The organism is Vibrio sp. CyArs1, assembly GCF_022432925.1.
In the GTDB taxonomy this organism is placed as follows: domain Bacteria; phylum Pseudomonadota; class Gammaproteobacteria; order Enterobacterales; family Vibrionaceae; genus Vibrio; species Vibrio mediterranei.
In genome coordinates this window covers 39,526-57,997 of the sequence record NZ_JAKRBO010000008.1, presented here as the reverse complement: position 1 = coordinate 57,997, position 18,472 = coordinate 39,526, and the positions used below count along the sequence as shown (strand labels likewise).

Sequence of the window (18,472 nt, the reverse complement as noted above, 5' to 3'; positions counted from 1 at the left end):
TTATACCTCAGCCATATCACCGTTGTTTTGCAGCCAACTACGGCGATCATCTGCTCGTTTCTTACCTAGCAGCATATCCATCATTTCGTCGGTCGCTTCATCGTCATCAATAGTCAACTGAACCAGACGACGAGTGTTTGGATCCATCGTAGTTTCGCGAAGTTGAAGCGGGTTCATTTCACCCAGACCTTTGAATCGCTGTACATTAATTTTCGCTTTCTTCTTACTTAAGCGCTCAAGAATGCCATCTTTTTCATCATCGTCTAGGGCATAGAACACTTCTTTGCCACAGTCGATACGATACAATGGAGGCATCGCTACATAGACATGGCCAGCAGCAACGAGAGAACGGAAATGCTTGGTGAACAGAGCACACAACAGTGTCGCAATGTGAAGTCCATCCGAGTCCGCATCGGCAAGGATACAAACTTTACCGTAACGCAACCCGTCAAGATTTTCGGTGTCAGGGTCAATGCCCAGAGCTACCGAGATATCGTGTACTTCTTGCGATGCTAGCACTTGGTCCGCAGACACTTCCCAAGTATTAAGAATCTTACCACGCAATGGCATCACCGCTTGGAACTCACGGTCACGTGCTTGCTTAGCACTACCACCCGCAGAATCCCCTTCCACAAAGAAGATTTCTGTACGATTTAGATCTTGTTGCGAACAGTCTGTAAGCTTACCCGGAAGCGCTGGGCCTGAAGCCACTTTCTTACGCACGACCTTTTTGCTCGCTCGCATACGGCGGTGCGCATTGGCAATACAGACTTCCGCTAACTGTTCTGCTAGCTGCGGCTTTTCATTTAGCCATAAGCTAAACGCATCTTTAACGACACCAGATACAAACGCTGCACATTGACGTGAAGAGAGACGCTCTTTGGTCTGCCCAGCAAATTGCGGGTCTTGCATCTTGATAGAGAGAACGTATGAGCAACGCTCGAACACGTCATCACCAGTTAGCTTCACGCCGCGAGGCAATAAATTGCGGAACTCACAGAACTCGCGCATTGCGTCAAGCAAACCTTGGCGAAGACCATTAACATGCGTACCGCCTTGAGCCGTTGGGATCAAGTTGACGTAGCTTTCGGTGATCATCTCACCGCCTTCTGGCTGCCAAATTACTGCCCACGTTGCCGCTTCAGTTTCTGCGGAAAACTCGCCAGTAAATGGTTGCTCAGGAAGAACCGCATAACCTTTTACGCCTTCTGCCAGATAGTCTTTTAAACCATCCTCATAAAACCACTTATAGTCCTTGTTATTCACCTTATCGGTAAAGGTGATTTCAAGACCTGGGCAAAGCACCGCTTTAGCGCGTAGGTTGTTGATAAGTCTTGTAACAGAGAAGTTAGCCGAATCAAAATAGCTAGCGTCTGGCCAGAAGTGGACACTGGTGCCTTTATTGCGGCGACCACATGTGCCAGTCACGGTCAGCTCTTCAACTTTGTTGCCGTTTTCAAAAGCCATTTCATAGACTTGACCATCACGACGGACAGTAACTTCAACACGCTTGGACAGGGCATTTACAACCGAAATACCTACACCATGTAGACCACCAGAGAACTGGTAGTTTTTGTTTGAGAACTTACCACCCGCGTGCAGCTTACAAAAAATCAGCTCTACGCCTGAAATCTTCTCTTCTGGGTGGATATCAACTGGCATGCCTCGACCATCATCGATGACTTCCAAAGATTGGTCTGCGTGCAGAATTACTTGTACCTTAGAGGCATGTCCGGCTAGCGCTTCATCGACACTGTTATCGATGACTTCTTGGCCCAAGTGGTTTGGGCGCACTGTATCCGTATACATCCCTGGTCGGCGACGTACTGGCTCAAGCCCATTGAGTACCTCAATGGCTCCAGCATTATATTGTTCTGTCATAATACGGAAATTTTACTCAAATAAAGATTGATACTTAGCAGCAAAAATAGAGATTGTGGCTTTATACCACGCCTGTTAGAAGACACTTTACTGTCAAAATATGACAAACTTCCAAGGCTTACGCGTAAGTACAGACACATCATACTCTGGCTCTGAGGAAGTGTTGTCAAGTTTCAAGCCAAAGTTGGGGATAAATTTATGACTGTCTCCTCAAGCAGAGACGAAAAAAGCACCACTTTAAAGCGCTAAGAACTCAATTATCCTTTCTGGATAGCGCTCAAAACCTATAAAGCTATGATCTCCATCGGCTTCCACCGTTTGCTTACTGTGCTGATACTTTGCCACGGCTTGACGATAATCTAAGACTTCATCACCTTCTTGTTGCAATAACCAAAAGTCATCAGGTTTTTTAAGCACTGGCACATCTAATCTCTTAAGCTCATCGATATGCTTATGCTCAAGGGTATAACGTTCGTGAGTATAAGGGTTCTCTTGTTCACCGAGAAAATCGAGCAACAACTCATAGGGCTTTACAGCAGGATTCACTAACACCGCTTTCAATCCATAATGAGCATTGAGCCAAGTCGACAAATAACCACCAAGAGAGCTACCAACTAACGCAATATGATAGTCACTGTGATAGCGCTCTATCAATTGCTTCAGTAGTTCAGCGGCTTGCTGAGGAAAACAAGGCATTTGCGGCACTAACACTTTGATATCAGGACGATGCTTCTGGCAGTATTCCGACATTACCTGCGCTTTAAGCGATAGAGGCGAGCTGTTAAAACCATGAATATATAAAAGCAGCGGCTTCTTTTTCGTCATCAGTAGCCTTCCGCGTTAAAGTCAGGTCTAAACGAGCCGTTAGCTAGGCGTTTCACTTCGGTGTGCAAGCGACCATCCTCTATTAGTTCCAGCTCACGCCAACCCGGAGAGCGGACGTCTAGCGCGAACTCGTTCGAGTTCGGTTTAAACTGCACACAAGTTGAAGGCGTTGCCAGCACACGCACTCCGCCACGCATTTCATCTAGTTCTTGATGAATATGGCCACAAAGTACGGCGCGAACATTGTCATGCTTTTCGACAACATTCCAAAACTCATCCGCATCTTTTAGCGAGTGTTGATCGAGCCAAGCACTATTTACTAACAATGGATGGTGATGCAGCAATACTAAGGTATGTCTGTCACAATGCGTAGAAAGCATACGGTCTAAAAACTCGAGTTGGCTATCACTCAGTCGACCATGAGGCACTCCCACGACCTGAGAGTCAAGCAGCACTACCTGCCACTTATCTCCTAGAAGAACATGGGTAACATCTTGAATAAGCGGCGAGCTCACCACGCTATTCATACAAGGTTTGTAATCATGATTGCCTGGCAACCAGTAGCAAGGAAGAGCTAACGGCTCAATTCCCGCAACAAATTTCTCATATGAAGCTTCTGTGTGGTCTTGTGAAATATCACCAGTCGCAAGCAAGGCATCGAATTGCGTGCCTTGTGCAACGATTTCAGCCACAACAGCATTAAAACTTTCTTGGGTATTAACACTCAGTAGGCAGCCATCTTGCGGCGCAAATAGATGCGTGTCGGTCAATTGCAGCAACCTGACGCTACTTAACTGAGATTCATCACTGGGTGTTGTTTTCAAAATATAGAAACCTGAACATCAAATTCTTTCAGCTTCGATACATAATCGGAGCTCGACTAATTCCATTTTTTAAGCAAAAAGTTAGCCAATCACTTAGAAACTGATTGAACTGAAATTTTTCATCTTTTTGCAGCATTTTGGCGTTGGGATAATCATAACGCGCATTTACTCGTGAAGTTTGCTCACAGTTGCAAACTTCTGCGACCCTAGCATCGTGATAGAGCCGTACCGTCATTTTAGGCAATGGAAAAACAGGAAGCTCATCATCTTGGCAAATTTCGACCAATGTTGTGTACTTCGTCACTTCTAGAACTTCCAATTGATAGGTCAAATTTGCCGCTTGGTAGCAACGGACATCTCCAACCGTCGGTGTTGTTGGAATCAAGCGATTCAATTTAGCGTAATTCGTTTCATAGATCCGCATTAGCTCCGCAAGATCAACATGATACGTATTACGATCGACAACGCCTACCATAGAAAATTCCTACCAATTTGCCTGTAATTTGCGGTAATTAAGTTCTAACCATTGCAATGCAATGATCGAAGCTCCATTTTCAATTTCACCGCTTTCTACCATCTGATACGCCGCTTCACGAGACACAACGCAAACTCGTATATCCTCTCCCTCTGTCTCCAGACCATGGACTCCACTAGCGAGTGATGCGTCAACATGCCCGACAAATACAGAGATGCGTTCTGAACATCCACCAGAGGAAGGGTAGTAGCGAGTGATGGGGACTAATGCCTTAACTTCTACTCCAGCTTCTTCTACCGATTCACGACGGACCAGTTCTTCAATCGTTTCATCTTTGTCAACGATGCCTGCGACAATCTCAACCTGCCATGGGTTTTCATGTTCAAGGGCACCAACTCGGATTTGCTCAATTAACACTACCTCGTCACGAACAGGATCATAAGGCAGCATCGCAGCAGCCCCACCGCGAACTAACATTTCTCTGTCAATTACGGAACTCCAACCGCCTTCAAACAGTCTATGCTTGAAGCGATATAGAACCATTTCGAAGAACCCTTTGAACACCGTTTGTTTTGACATTATTTCTACATCGTCAGATGTAAACTTATCATGCTGTTGTAAAGAGTCTTTCATCACTGACCTCTGGCTGAAGTTAATCTTATAGTCTACTCAAGGAAAGGGGGTTCTACCAACGACAAAGTTCAACTTTTTACGCAATAATTCAAATAAAATTTGCTTTTGGTTAATTATTTGTCGCAATTTTAGGTGAGCTTGCGTAAAAAAGTGCAAAGTTTCGAGTGAATTACGGTCATTTTAAGTTAAACTGTGAATCATACCCTTATCAGTATTATCAGGCAGGATTAGGACAAATGAAAAAACTGCTTCCATTATTTATCACAGCTGCATTAGGAAGCGTAAGTGCAGCGGCATGGGCCGACTCCCTAACGGAAATCTACGATCAAGCTAAACAAAACGATCCTCAGCTACTAAGAGCTGCGGCACAACGTGATCGTGCATTTGAAGCCATTAACTCTGCTCGTGCGACTCTGTTGCCACAAATTAACTTAACGGCTGGCTATAACGCAGTAAGAAGCGATATCGATACTGCCGATAGTGACAAACTGAGTGCTGGTGTTGGGTTCTCACAAGAGCTTTATAACCGTACTAGTTGGATCACTCTAGACAGTGCTGAGAAAACGGCTCGTCAAGCAGATTCACAATACGCTGCAGCGCAACAAGACCTAATCCTACGTACTGCACAAGCTTACTTCGAAGTACTACGTTCAAAAGATAACCTTGAATCGGTTCGCGCTAACAAAGCGGCGGTTGCTCGTCAGCTAGAGCAAACTAAGCAACGTTTCGAGGTAGGTCTTTCAGCGATTACTGACGTTCACGATGCACAAGCACAATACGACCGAGTGTTGGCTGATGAAGTTGTTGCAGAAAACAACTTACTTAACCAATATGAAGCGCTTCGCGAAATTACAGGTCAAGAGCACAAGAACATCGATGTTCTTGATACCGACCGCTTCTCCGCAGCACGTCCAGAGCAATCCGTGACTTTCTTCCTCGAAGAAGCCCAGAATAAGAACCTAGATCTACTTTCTGCGCGTATCGGTCAAGACATTGCTAAAGACAACATCACGTTAGCAAGTTCTGGTCACCTTCCAAAACTAACATTGGATGGTGGTTACAACTACGGCAACGAACGTAACAATAACAACGTAGCTAGCCAGTTTGATGGAAGTAACGCTTTCAATGCAGGTATTAACCTATCAGTACCTCTATACACTGGTGGCAACATTACCTCGCAAACCAAACAAGCAGAGTTCGCATACGTTGAAGCAAGTGAACAGCTAGAGCAAACTTACCGCTCAGTTGTGAAGAATGTTCGTGCAAATAACAACAATATCAACTCTTCTATTGGTGCTATTCGCGCTTATGAGCAAACGGTGATTTCTGCTGAGTCTGCACTAGAAGCCACTAAAGCCGGTTTTGATGTTGGTACTCGTACTATCGTTGACGTGTTAGAAGCGACTCAGGCACTTTATAACGCCGAGAGTAACCTTTCTGATTCACGCTACGACTACATCATTAGTATTCTGAACCTACGTCAATCGGTAGGTACATTAAGCGAGCAAGATATCGTTGATATCAATGCTGGCCTTAAAAAAGCGAAGTAATTGCTAACGGAAATAAAAAGGGACGCGGATGCGTCCCTTTTTATTTGTTTATGCTGACGGAAGGATTAACCTCGGCCACCTTTGATAGCTTCAATGATCTCGGTCGTTGAACAGCCATCTTCAAAGTTCAGTACTTTTACTTCACCACCAGCCGCGATTACCTCTTTACCACCTGCAATCTCTTCTGGCTTATAGTCACCGCCTTTAACAAGCAGACTTGGTAGCACTTCTGAGATCAAGCGTTGTGGCGTTTCTTCAGAGAATGCTACAACCCAATCAACAGCCCCTAGACCAGCAAGAACAGCCATACGGCGATCAGTTGGATTAACCGGACGACCTGGTCCTTTTAACGCTCGAACAGATTCATCTGTGTTCACAGCAACAATTAAGCGATCACCCAGTTCAGCAGCGTGGTTTAGATAAGACACATGTCCTGCGTGAAGAATGTCAAAGCAACCATTCGTCATCACGACGGTTTCACCTTTAGAGCGCGCTTTCGCTACCGCTTCAATCAACGCAGCTTCACTAATCACACCGAAATCAGTATCTTGACTACCGTGAACCGCTTCAGCAAGTTCAATAGTAGATAGTGTTGATGTACCAAGTTTACCAACAACCACTCCAGCTGCTGCATTAGCCAACGCACACGCCTCATCAAGCGGTTTACCTGCTGCTATTGATGCAGCCAATACAGAGATAACCGTATCCCCCGCACCAGTAACGTCATACACTTCTTTCGCTTGTGTTGGCAAATGGAACGGTTCCTGATCTTTACGAAGTAAAGTCATACCATGCTCACTACGTGTCACCAATAATGCTTCAAAGTCGAACTCTTTTATTAGCGCATTACCTTTCTCGATAAGCTCTTCTTCGCTTTTCACTTTGCCTACAACATGCTCAAATTCCGCCATGTTTGGTGTTAGCAATGTTGCGCCGCGATAGCGTTCGAAATCAGCCCCTTTAGGGTCGATAAATACAGGAACACCTGCGGCTTTCGCTTTCTGGATATACGCTTGAACATGCTCTAGTGCACCTTTGGCATAATCGGATAGCACCACAGACTTCACGTTTGGTAACGCTTGATCCATCTTTGCGAGTACAAGCTCAGGATCGGTATTCTCGAACTTATCTTCAAAGTCCAAACGAATCAGTTGCTGCCCTCGGCTCAAAACACGAAGTTTGGTGATAGTTGGGTAGTTAGGTAATGCAACAAAATCACAAGTTACTTTCAACGACGTCAGTGTTTCAGTCAGTACTTTTGCTGGTTCATCCATACCAACAAGTCCAATAGTATGTGCATGACCACCTAGCGAAGCGATATTCATAGCAACGTTGGCAGCGCCACCTGGACGTTCTTCGTTATTTTCTACTTTTACTACAGGAACTGGGGCTTCTGGAGAAATACGCCCTGTCGGACCATACCAGTAACGGTCTAACATAAGGTCACCGACAATCAATACGCCAGAGTCGCTGTAATTCGGTAGGATGGGTTTCATTTCTGTACTCCAATATGATGTAAGAGGGCTCAATTATGCCCTCTTGTCTTAAATCTTTTGGCTAAGCCATTGAATGGATAGTAGCACAACTCTTCCTTTCAATACCAAGCTGAAGCAAGAATTACCCTAGCCACTGTTTCCATGCTTCAACGACGATGGCTTTCTCTTGAGTAAACTTACTATCGTCAACATCCGCGTCTAAGTTGAGCAAGTTACGATGATGAATTTCATCACGCAATGTGGTGTAGGCGTGAGTAAGTGCCATCGCTTGCTCTTCTTCCATCACACCTTGTGACATCATTGACTCAAATATACGCACATTATCCGACCAGCGTGTCAGCTTTGGCTTGTCATGACTGTATTGCAACACCAAATACTGGGCTAAAAATTCAATATCAGTAATACCCCCAGCATCTTGTTTAAGCATAAATCGACCCGCTTTTTTACCCCCTAAATGGTCGCGCATTTTTTCTCGCATATCGACCACTTGCTGTTTCAATGTCAATTCATCACGAGCGGTCCGAAGGACGTCATCGCGGGTGTTTTCAAATGCGTGTTGCAGAAATGCATCACCGTATATCATACGTGCTCTGACCAAAGCTTGATGCTCCCACGTCCAAGCATCATTATGCTGGTATTCATCAAAGGCGTCAGTCGGACTCACTAACAGTCCAGACGCGCCGGAAGGACGCAGTCTAGTATCCACTTCATACAGAATTCCCGATGCTGTTCTGGTTGAGAATATGTGGATAATGCGCTGTGCTAAACGAAGATAGAACTGACGACCATCGATATCCTTTTTTCCGTCGGTGTACGCGCTTACCGGACAATCATGCATAAACACAATATCCAGATCAGAGTTGTAACCTAGCTCCCAACCCCCTACTTTACCGTAGCCAATCACGGCAAAACCTTTGCTGCCACGATCTTTCAAGTGTGTTGGTTCACCATATTTAGCCGCCATTTGCTGCCAAGCTTGGTTTATGCCCGCCTCTACAATAGCTTCAGCCAAATACGTTAAATGATCACTTACTTTCATAACAGGCAGTACGCCTGCAATATCGGCGGCCGCTATTCTCAGAATACAGGTCTGTTTAAACTGACGCAGCGCCTCCATCTGCTGTTCCATATCCTCTTCTGGAATACGAGCTAGATAATCCCGTAGTTCGGTCTTATAGGACTCAAGAGGTACTGGGTTGTAGAGATGCGCAGGATCAAGCAACTCATCAAGCAAGATCGGATAACGTCCAAGCTGTTCCGAGATCATTGGACTTGCCGTACAGAGCCTCACTAACTGCACAAGTGCGGCTGGGTGCTCATCCAATAGCTCAAGGTAAGTCGTTCGAGTCACAATACGATGCAGAACATGCAGCACTCGTGATAAACCAAACTCTGCATCTTTATGGGCATAAATGGCACTAAAGACTTTAGGCATCAATCGATTAAGTACTTCACGCCCACGAGGGCCTAGTGTTTTCTTGGCAAGATCCGCTTTAAACTGCTGAATGGTTTTCTGTTTGTCGGCTGGATTCTCCACATGAAGATCATGCTCTAGCAAGTGCTCGATCACTTCTGGTCGATCCGCCATATCCCATAACTCATGGAAGTGCTTAGCGATTGGGTTCGCGTCTTCTTCGTCCTCATCTTCGCCAATCAAGTTAGCAAACACCTGATGTACATTTAGCATATGCAACTCGGTTGCTTGAACCATAGCAGACCAGCTTTCAAATTGCATCGCACACGCTAATTTGAGCTGGTCGCATGGCTTATCAGGTAGTGTCTGAGTCTGCTTATCGGCCATGGCTTGCAATAGGTTTTCCAACCGACGCAAGAAACAATAAGCCGAACGCAGCTGTTGGACATTTTCTGACTCTAGTAGAGACAGAGTGTCGATTGCATCAAGCGTTTCCAGTAACCCTCGACCTCTTAAACTCGGTTCACGTCCTCCACGAATAAGCTGAAACACTTGAGCGATAAATTCCACTTCACGAATACCGCCTGGTCCGAGCTTAATATTGTTTCCTAACCCTCGTCTGCGAACTTCGCTACTGATCATCGATTTCATGCGCCTTAATGACTGAATGGCACTAAAATCGATATAACGGCGGAACACAAAAGGGCGCAGCATTTTACGCAGCTCTTGGTATTGTGGATACATCTCACTGCCCATTACACGCGCTTTCACCATCGCATAGCGTTCCCAATCACGGCCTTGCTCTTGATAGTAATCTTCCAGTGCCGCATAACTCATCACCAATGGTCCGCTCTCACCAAATGGGCGTAATCTCATATCCACTCGGTAACAAAAGCCATCAAACGTCTGCTGATCAAGTGCTTTGATGATTCGCTGCCCTAGGCGTGTAAAGAATTGAGCATTAGCAATTGAGCGACGCGTCCCCTGTGTTTCACCGTTTTCTGGATAAGTGAAAATGAGATCGATATCCGATGAGAAATTCAGCTCACCGCCACCGAGCTTCCCCATACCGATAATCAACATTGGCTGCGCTTCACCCTCTGCATTACAAGGTGTACCCCATTCCAAGCAGCACGCTTTATATTGCCATTGATAAGTCTCAAAGATCATCGCTTCAGCTAACATGGAAAGATGGTGCAGGCTTTGTTCTAGGCTCCAGTCACTAGTAAAATCGCGCCACGCGATATATGTCATTTCACGATTTCGGAATCGACGTAAAACACGATGACCTTCCGTTTCGCTACCACAAGACTCAAGTTGAGTAGCCAATCGCACCCGATAATCCTCAGCTCTACTCTGCTGCGATAGCATGTCAGGTAGCTCCGCGAACAGCCCTTCATCTTTCAGTAGTGACTCTTCCACGAAACAGCTCATCGCCATGACATACTTTAGCTGTTGTTGTCGCTCTGGAGTCCAATGGGATAGGTCAGAATAGGCTTGTTGAATTCGCTCAAACGCTGATTGAGCATCGTGTTGTAATTCGGCAGGCAGTTGCATTTGTCGTCCTTGTCTCGACTGAAACAAAAAGTGGCAGCTACCGCTACCACTTCATTGATCACATATCAGTGTATTACGCTAGAATCTTGCTCTAGCTTCTAAGGCCAATACCCTTAGTCACCAAATGATGGGCTACTCCATAAAGTACCACGATAAACACTAAGAGTACGCCAAAAGATGTCACAATCCCTACATCCGACACACCTAAGAAACCGTAACGGAAAGCATTGACCATATAAACGATTGGATTGATTTTGGATACACCTTGCCAGAACTCAGGAAGCAGGCTAATGGAATAAAACACACCGCCTAGATATGTCAGCGGTGTCAAAACAAAAGTGGGAATAATCGATATATCATCAAAGGTCTTGGCATACACCGCATTAATAAGACCACCGAGTGAGAACACCACCGACGTCATAAACACAGTCGCGATAATTACTGCCCAATGTTCAACTTGTAAATCAACAAAAAACAGTGAGACAAAAGTCACTATCGTGCCAACCAATAAGCCACGTACAACACCGCCCATGACAAAACCAGCAATGATGACGTAATTGGGAACAGGTGCGACAAGAAGCTCTTCAATATTGCGCTGAAATTTGGCACTAAAGAAGGACGAAGCAACATTCGAATACGAGTTAGTAATCACCGACATCATGATAAGGCCAGGAACAATATATTCCATGTAACTGAAGCCGTTCATTTCACCGATTCGAGAACCAATCAGACTACCGAAGATGATGAAGTAAAGTGTCATGGTAATCGCTGGCGGTACTAGGGTTTGTACCCAAATTCGAGTAAAGCGATTAATTTCTTTCGTCAGAAGGCTTTTAAATGCCGTCCAATACAAACCGTACAAATTCATCAGTTTGCCTCCGTTTGATTACGCACAATAGAAACAAATAACTCTTCAAGTCGATTGGCTTTGTTCCTCATTGACAGCACTTTAATACCAGCCTCGGAAAGTTGAGTGAAAATGTGGTTTACCCCCTGAGTTTTCTCAATCTCTATCTCCAAAGAGCCATTCACCACATTTTGCGATTTAACCCCTTGTAGCTCAGGAATATCAACGCTTGCGTCAATATCGAGAATAAACGTTTCTACATCCAGCTTATTAAGCAAAGCTTTCATCGATGTGTTCTCAATCAGCTCACCGCGTTGGATAATACCGATGTTGCGACAAAGCAGTTCCGCTTCTTCAAGGTAGTGAGTTGTCAGAATAATGGTGATGCCTTGTCGATTAATCTCTTTAAGGAAATCCCACATTGAACGACGAAGTTCAATATCAACCCCAGCAGTCGGTTCATCAAGAATGAGCAGTTTGGGTTCATGCATTAGAGCGCGAGCGATCATAAGTCGACGCTTCATTCCTCCGGAGAGGTTTCGTGCTCGCTCGCTACGCTTTTCCCAAAGGTCTAGCTGAGAGAGGTATTTTTGCGCGCGTTGCTTCGCCACATCCTTAGCAACACCGTAATACCCTGCTTGCTGAAGAACAATCTGCTCAACGGTTTCGAACTGGTTAAAGTTGAACTCTTGTGGCACCAGACCAAGTTGTTGCTTCGCCAGTTCAAGTTCATTATCAATATCGTGACCAAACACCGAGACCTTGCCCGATGTTTTGTTGACTAGAGACGTAATGATACCGATGGTGGTCGATTTACCCGCACCATTAGGTCCAAGCAAAGCATAAAAGTCTCCCTGCTCAACTTGAAGACTCACCCCTTTTAGCGCTTCAAAGCCACCCGCATAGGTCTTTCTTAACTGCTCAATTTCTAATGCGATCATAATTTGCACCGAAGAATGCATCATTGGAATAATTTGATATTTCCAATGATATCGAAAAGTTTGAATATACCCTTACACATGATGATGATGGCTCAATTTTTCAAGTGGTGGTGATAAATTGGCTATAAAAAAAACGAGTATGTTAGTACTCGCTTTTTATCCCTTTTAAGCCGTTGCCTTATATGCGGCATCCAATGCGTGTTCTCGCTGCTGATAGATATTGCCATCCGGAACAAGATCAATAACGTGGAATTTATCCAATTGCTGTCGAGTTTGCGTATTTGGACATAACAAGTACACCTGACACTCTGCGTCTTTGGCATCCTTGATGGCATTTTCTAGAGCAAGACCAACCGTTACGTCGATCATAGGAACATCGGTAAGGTCGAGTATCATCGCTTGATAATCGGCAATACTTGAGTGTTGTCTTGAAATTGCTTTAGAGACACTAAAAATCATTGGCCCAGATAAGTAGAAAAACAATACCTTACCTTGAGTTTGTTCTAGCAACTCTCGCTCATATTCACTTAACGGCACATCGTCGTCATCAGCATCGCTGATCGCTTTTACCTGACGAGCTTGCTCACGGCTCAATCTTTCGATAATGATGATATTCGAGATAAACACACCAAGGCCTACGGCAACGATAAGATCTACAAATACAGTCAGCAGCATAACACCGTACATGATCGCCATACCGGCCAAACTCACCTTATGTGCTCGCTGAATAAAGCTCCAATCCAGTATGTTAAAACCGACATAAACAGCAATGCCTGCCAACACCGCCATTGGAATAGGTTCAGTTAAACCACTTGCTACCAGTACCACCAGCGCCAACACCAATGCCCGCACCACACCAGACAATGGAGAGCGAGCCCCTACTTGGATATTGGTCACCGTCCCCATCGTCGCACCCGCTCCCGGTAAAGCCCCAAACAAACCTGCGATAAGGTTCGCTAACCCTTGGCCGCGCAATTCCTTATCTGAGTCATGCTCTTTCCGAGTTAGAGAATCACCGATAACAGCTGTTAATAAGGTATCAATACAGCCTAATGTGCCGAGTACAAGCGCATCGATAAGCATGGTAGTCAGCATTTCGGCGTTAAAATGCGGTATGACTAAAGAAGGCAAACCTGCTGGAATCTCGCCAATTCTGCGAATACTCTCACTACTGAAAAACAGCATAGATATCACTGTGACTAACACCAGCGCCACAAGCTGCGGAGGAATATGTTGACGGTATTTTTTAGGGAACAGAAATAGAATCGCTAACGTCAGTAACCCAAGGAATAATTCTGAAAAGTCGATATGGGTCAGCAGTTCAGGTAATGCCCTGATTGTCCCAATAACGCCGCCCGTTGGCGCGGCTTGTCCCAATAGTGGCGCCAGTTGAAGAATCACCAAGATCACACCAATTCCCGACATGAACCCCGAGACAACACTGTATGGCATCAAGGTAACGTATTTTCCGAGTTTTAACGTACCAAGCAAGATTTGAAAAATACCCGCCATCATAACGACAGTGAAGGTCATCGCCATCCCCGTTTCCGGGTACTTAGCCATCATTGCTGTCAATACCGCTGTCATGATGACCGTCATAGGGCCTGTCGGTTCGGAAATAAGGCTAGAAGAACCGCCAAATAGAGAGGCAAACAGCCCCACCATGATTGCGCCCCACAGCCCGGCTTCTGCGCCTGCTCCAGATGCCACACCAAACGCCAACGCCAGTGGCAATGAAATAATCGCGGTAGTTACCCCGCCAAATACATCCCCTTTAAGGTTTATATCTTCAAAACGACGTCCTAACTTCATTACTATCCTTGAAAATAACCAAAAAATTGCCTCACCTTAACAAATGTGACAATAAGTTAATAACTAATAAGGGCCATTCAATTTTCATAAGATATAAGTTTTTTTCACTGAATCGTTAAGTCACTGATTTTAGGTACATGAACACGTCAGATGAGTACATTTTGATACTTTTTTTTCGAGATTCAATTTGTAACATTGTGTATAGTATCTCGAATTATTGAAGGGAAGTATCATGCCGGAAATCAAACAACTCTTTGACAACAATTCAAAGTGGTCTGAAGAAATTCGCTCCGAAAGACCAGAGTATTTCGCAAAGCTAGAGGAAGGCCAAAACCCTGGATTCCTTTGGATTGGTTGCTCCGATAGCCGAGTACCAGCAGAGCGTCTAACGGGGTTATATTCAGGCGAACTCTTTGTTCACCGTAATGTTGCCAACCAAGTCATTCATACCGATCTTAACTGCCTATCTGTAGTGCAATACGCGGTAGATGTGCTAAAAGTCAAACACATCATCGTTTGTGGTCACTATGGCTGTGGTGGCGTGAATGCTGCTATTGATAACCCACAGCTTGGGCTCATTAACAACTGGCTTCTACATATCCGCGATTTGTACTTAAAGCATCGTAACTGGCTCGGTGAATTGCCACGCGACATGTGGGGTGACAAGCTTTGTGAGATTAACGTTGCTGAGCAGGTGTATAACCTAGGTAACTCAACCATTATGCAAAACGCTTGGGAACGCGGCCAAGAAGTTGAAGTTCATGGTGTGGTCTATGGCATTGGTGATGGTAAGTTGCAAGATCTCGGTGTTCGCTGTTCAAGCAGAGAGAGTCTTGAAGTAAATTACCAAGCTGCCATGTCGAAAATATTGAGTACCGAAGTATTAAAATAATTCAGTATTTAGAAAAATGCCCATCTCACAGAGATGGGCATTTTTTATGTTTGTACGACCAGATTTATTCCTGAGGTACCACTCTACCGATGTATGGTAAGTGACGATATTTCTGAGCGTAATCGATACCAACACCCACTACGAACTCATCCGGGATTTCGAAGCCAATCCATTTAACATCGACATCGACTTCACGGCGTGATGGCTTGTCTAGCAAGGTACAAATCTGAATAGATTTTGGTTCACGTAGCGATAAAATCTCTTTCACTTTATTTAAGGTATTACCAGTATCGATAATATCTTCCACCAGCAGAATATCTTTACCTTTAATATCATCATCAAGATCTTTCAGGATGCGCACATCACGTGAGCTTTCCATGGTATTGCCATAGCTTGATGCCGTCATAAAGTCTACTGAGTGAGTAAGCTCGATGGCACGAGCCAAATCCGCCATAAAGACAAAAGAGCCACGTAGCAAGCCGACCATAACTAAATCTTCGCTACCTTTGTAGTGTTCAGTAATTTCTTTACCTAGCACTTTTACACGCTCATGAACTTCTTGCTCAGAAATCATGACTTCAACAGTATGTTTCATATCTATCTCGATGTTGATTGGTTAACTTGGTCACCACAGCAACAGTAGCTGTGAGTCCTCTCCTAAAACAGACAACACTATTTTAGTGAAGAGATGCCAAGCGTTCACATTTGCGCGGTATGGTATCACTTTCTGACTCAGGATAAAAATCAAGCGAAAATCTGGCGTCAAATTACTCTGTTGGTATAAACCAGAACGAATCTTTGTTAACGCATGGTGTTGAAAGAATATGACGCTTTCAGCGCAAAGTGTGATATGCAGGTAAATTAACGCTAATTATGAAAATTATCAGTGTATGACTATTGACCAAAGCACATATGCACCATTACACTTATCAAACAAAAGAAAAAATAGAGCATGTGATTTCCAAAATGGAAATTGTTAACCAAAAACTAACATTGATATGCCAGTTATTGTGTATAACAGCTTTCATATTGGACCAAATCTCTGACTCTGTATAACAAACAGGGCGCAGTTGGACGTACTCATAGAGTTACCAGCCCTACCAACGTTGGCAAGGAAATATTATGGACTCAATAGTAAAAAGACCTAGAACTCGCTTATCTCCACAAAAGCGCAAGTTACAGCTTATGGAGATTGCACTAGAAGTATTCGCGAAACGCGGCATTGGTCGTGGAGGTCACGCGGATATCGCAGAAATTGCACAAGTTTCAGTAGCAACGGTATTCAACTACTTCCCAACACGAGAAGACTTGGTTGATGAAGTACTTAACCACGTCGTCTGTCAGTATTCCAACTTCTTATCAAATACCATTGACCTTGATGTCGACATCAAAGAAAACCTAACCAATATTCTTGATGGTGTGGTGGATATGGTGATCGAAGACTGTCACTGGAATAAGGTATGGTTTGAATGGAGTACATCTACGCGCGATGAGGTTTGGCCATTGTTTGTTTCATCGAACAAAACTAGCCAAGCACTGATTGAAAACATGTTCATTAAAGCCATTGAACGCGGCGAAGTCTGCTCTCAACACAACACTAAGCATCTTACTAGCCTATTCCACGGTATTTGCTATTCACTGTTTGTTGAAGCTAATCGCAGTAGTGATGGTGAATCCATTAAGTCGTTGACCGACTGCTATATGGATATGGTTTGCATCTACGAGAAAGATAGCCGCCACTAAAAAACAGCCCTTGAGCAAAAATGCTTAAGGGCTTGATTTTAAATAGTATCTATAAAAAAACGGCCAGTATGATACTGGCTGTTTTTGTCTTCACTCAGAAATTATTTCTTTTTCTTCGCTTTTGCATTTGGAAGGTCAGTGATAGTGCCTTCAAATACTTCTGCTGCAAGACCAACAGATTCGTGAAGCGTTGGGTGAGCGTGGATAGTCAATGCGATATCTTCTGCATCACAACCCATCTCGATCGCTAGACCGATTTCACCAAGCAGTTCACCACCGTTAGTACCCACGATAGCACCGCCAATTACGCGATGAGTATCTTTATCGAAAATAAGCTTAGTCATACCGTCTGCGCAGTCAGATGCGATTGCACGACCTGACGCTGCCCATGGGAATGTCGCCGTTTCGTAGTTGATGCCTTCTGCTTTCGCTTCTTTCTCAGTCTTACCAACCCAAGCGACTTCTGGCTCAGTGTAAGCAATTGAAGGAATCACTTTCGGGTCAAAGTAGTGCTTCTTACCAGAGATAACCTCTGCCGCTACGTGACCTTCATGCACGCCTTTGTGAGCAAGCATTGGTTGACCAACGATATCACCGATTGCATGGATGTGAGGGACGTTTGTGCGCATTTGCTTATCAACATTGATAAAACCACGCTCGTCTACTTCAATACCCGCTTTTTCTGCATCAAGCAGTTTGCCGTTTGGTACACGGCCGATAGCCACAAGCACTGCATCGTAACGCTCAGCTTCAGAAGGTGCTTTCTTACCTTCCATTGAAACGTAGATGCCGTCTTCTTTAGCTTCAACTGCCGTCACCTTGGTTTCAAGCATCAAGTTGAACTTGTTCTTAATACGCTTGGTGTAGACTTTAACCATATCTTTGTCCGCAGCTGGGATAAGTTGGTCAAACATTTCTACAACATCAATCTGAGATCCCAGAGAGTGATATACCGTCGCCATTTCTAGACCGATGATACCACCGCCCATGATAAGCAGTTTTCCCGGTACTTCTTTCAGCTCTAGCGCATCAGTAGAATCCCAAATACGTGGGTCTTCATGCGGGATGAATGGCAATTTAATAGGGCGTGAACCCGCGGCTACAATGGCGTTGTCGAAGTTAACAACAGTTTTACCGTCTTCGCCTTCAACTTCAATTGAGTTAGGACCAGTAAACTTACCGAAACCGTTAACCACATTTACTTTACGCATCTTAGCCATACCGCCAAGACCACCAGTAAGTTGGTTAATAACTTTTTCTTTCCATAGACGAATCTTATCGATGTCAGTCTGTGGCTCACCAAATACGATACCGTGGTCAGCAAGCGCTTTTGCTTCTTCGATAACTTTAGCAACGTGAAGTAGTGCTTTAGATGGGATACAACCCACATTCAGACACACACCACCAAGCGTGCTATAACGTTCAATAAGAACGGTTTCTAGGCCTAAATCGGCACAACGGAATGCAGCGGAGTAACCAGCAGGACCGGCACCAAGTACTACCACCTGGGCTTTAATTTCTTTGCTCATTTTGACCTCTTGTAGTCATTATCCCTAACAGGCTGAGTGGGTATTGATTTTTA

The 18,472-nt window shown here is 44.6% G+C and carries 15 protein-coding genes; 3 read left to right on the top strand and 12 right to left on the bottom strand.

Translation table 11 applies throughout. The annotated features are described in order from the left end of the window. The 5 genes from parE to nudF form a co-directional block, all read right to left on the bottom strand. Positions 1–1,881, bottom strand: a complete 1,881-nt coding sequence (gene parE, locus MMA19_RS20685; RefSeq protein ID WP_038224343.1) for a DNA topoisomerase IV subunit B — start codon at positions 1,879–1,881, stop codon at positions 1–3. 237 nt (positions 1,882–2,118) lie between these two features. Continuing rightward, positions 2,119–2,706 (bottom strand): esterase YqiA, encoded by a 588-nt coding sequence (yqiA, locus tag MMA19_RS20680; RefSeq protein ID WP_236110190.1) that lies wholly within the window; start codon positions 2,704–2,706, stop codon positions 2,119–2,121. Further along, complete coding sequence (cpdA, locus tag MMA19_RS20675; protein WP_240207114.1) at positions 2,706–3,530, bottom strand: 3',5'-cyclic-AMP phosphodiesterase; 825 nt, start codon at positions 3,528–3,530, stop codon at positions 2,706–2,708. The genes yqiA and cpdA overlap by 1 nt, the downstream gene beginning before the upstream one ends. A 28-nt stretch (positions 3,531–3,558) precedes the next feature. Next, positions 3,559–4,005, bottom strand: a complete 447-nt coding sequence (locus MMA19_RS20670) for a DUF1249 family protein (protein ID WP_240207113.1) — start codon at positions 4,003–4,005, stop codon at positions 3,559–3,561. A gap of 9 nt (positions 4,006–4,014) precedes the next feature. Beyond that, a complete protein-coding gene (nudF, locus tag MMA19_RS20665) occupies positions 4,015–4,638 on the bottom strand; it encodes an ADP-ribose diphosphatase (protein WP_088876252.1) in 624 nt (207 codons plus the stop codon). 236 nt (positions 4,639–4,874) lie between these two features. Between nudF and tolC the strand changes: the two genes are divergently transcribed. After that, positions 4,875–6,188, top strand: a complete 1,314-nt coding sequence (gene tolC / locus MMA19_RS20660) for an outer membrane channel protein TolC (RefSeq protein ID WP_038224336.1) — start codon at positions 4,875–4,877, stop codon at positions 6,186–6,188. A 65-nt stretch (positions 6,189–6,253) separates the two neighbouring features. On the opposite strand, the gene hldE is transcribed toward tolC, so the two are convergent. The 5 genes from hldE to MMA19_RS20635 all read right to left on the bottom strand — a co-directional run bounded on the left by hldE (position 6,254) and on the right by MMA19_RS20635 (position 14,255). Beyond that, entirely contained in the window at positions 6,254–7,684 is a 1,431-nt protein-coding gene (gene hldE / locus MMA19_RS20655) for a bifunctional D-glycero-beta-D-manno-heptose-7-phosphate kinase/D-glycero-beta-D-manno-heptose 1-phosphate adenylyltransferase HldE (protein WP_240207112.1), read from the bottom strand. A gap of 121 nt (positions 7,685–7,805) precedes the next feature. Continuing rightward, on the bottom strand, positions 7,806–10,655 hold the full coding sequence (gene glnE / locus MMA19_RS20650) for a bifunctional [glutamate--ammonia ligase]-adenylyl-L-tyrosine phosphorylase/[glutamate--ammonia-ligase] adenylyltransferase (RefSeq protein WP_240207111.1): 2,850 nt from the start codon (positions 10,653–10,655) through the stop codon (positions 7,806–7,808). A gap of 91 nt (positions 10,656–10,746) precedes the next feature. Continuing rightward, positions 10,747–11,517 carry an ABC transporter permease gene (locus MMA19_RS20645; RefSeq protein ID WP_006074443.1) on the bottom strand — a complete coding sequence of 257 codons (771 nt, stop codon included), beginning with the start codon at positions 11,515–11,517 and terminating at the stop codon, positions 10,747–10,749. 5 nt (positions 11,518–11,522) lie between these two features. Continuing rightward, positions 11,523–12,443, bottom strand: coding sequence for an ABC transporter ATP-binding protein (locus tag MMA19_RS20640; RefSeq protein WP_240207110.1), 921 nt, complete (start codon positions 12,441–12,443; stop codon positions 11,523–11,525). Between the two features lie 165 nt (positions 12,444–12,608). Further along, positions 12,609–14,255: a SulP family inorganic anion transporter gene (locus MMA19_RS20635; protein ID WP_006074439.1), complete on the bottom strand. Its 1,647-nt coding sequence runs from the start codon at positions 14,253–14,255 to the stop codon at positions 12,609–12,611. 232 nt (positions 14,256–14,487) lie between these two features. Here MMA19_RS20635 and can point away from each other — a divergent pair, with 232 nt between their 5' ends. After that, a complete protein-coding gene (gene can, locus MMA19_RS20630) occupies positions 14,488–15,147 on the top strand; it encodes a carbonate dehydratase (RefSeq protein ID WP_006074438.1) in 660 nt (219 codons plus the stop codon). 64 nt (positions 15,148–15,211) lie between these two features. Here the strand turns inward: can and hpt are convergent, their stop codons facing one another. Then, on the bottom strand, positions 15,212–15,742 hold the full coding sequence (hpt, locus tag MMA19_RS20625; RefSeq protein WP_240207109.1) for a hypoxanthine phosphoribosyltransferase: 531 nt from the start codon (positions 15,740–15,742) through the stop codon (positions 15,212–15,214). A gap of 527 nt (positions 15,743–16,269) precedes the next feature. On the opposite strand from hpt, the gene MMA19_RS20620 reads away from it, so the two are divergent. Continuing rightward, a complete protein-coding gene (locus MMA19_RS20620) occupies positions 16,270–16,890 on the top strand; it encodes a LuxR/HapR/OpaR family quorum-sensing transcriptional regulator (RefSeq protein ID WP_006074436.1) in 621 nt (206 codons plus the stop codon). A gap of 101 nt (positions 16,891–16,991) precedes the next feature. Here MMA19_RS20620 and lpdA read toward each other — a convergent pair whose 3' ends face one another. Then, the gene (gene lpdA / locus MMA19_RS20615; RefSeq protein WP_006074435.1) at positions 16,992–18,419 is read right to left on the bottom strand and encodes a dihydrolipoyl dehydrogenase; all 1,428 of its coding nucleotides are present in this window, start codon (positions 18,417–18,419) and stop codon (positions 16,992–16,994) included. Positions 18,420–18,472 lie beyond the last annotated feature (53 nt).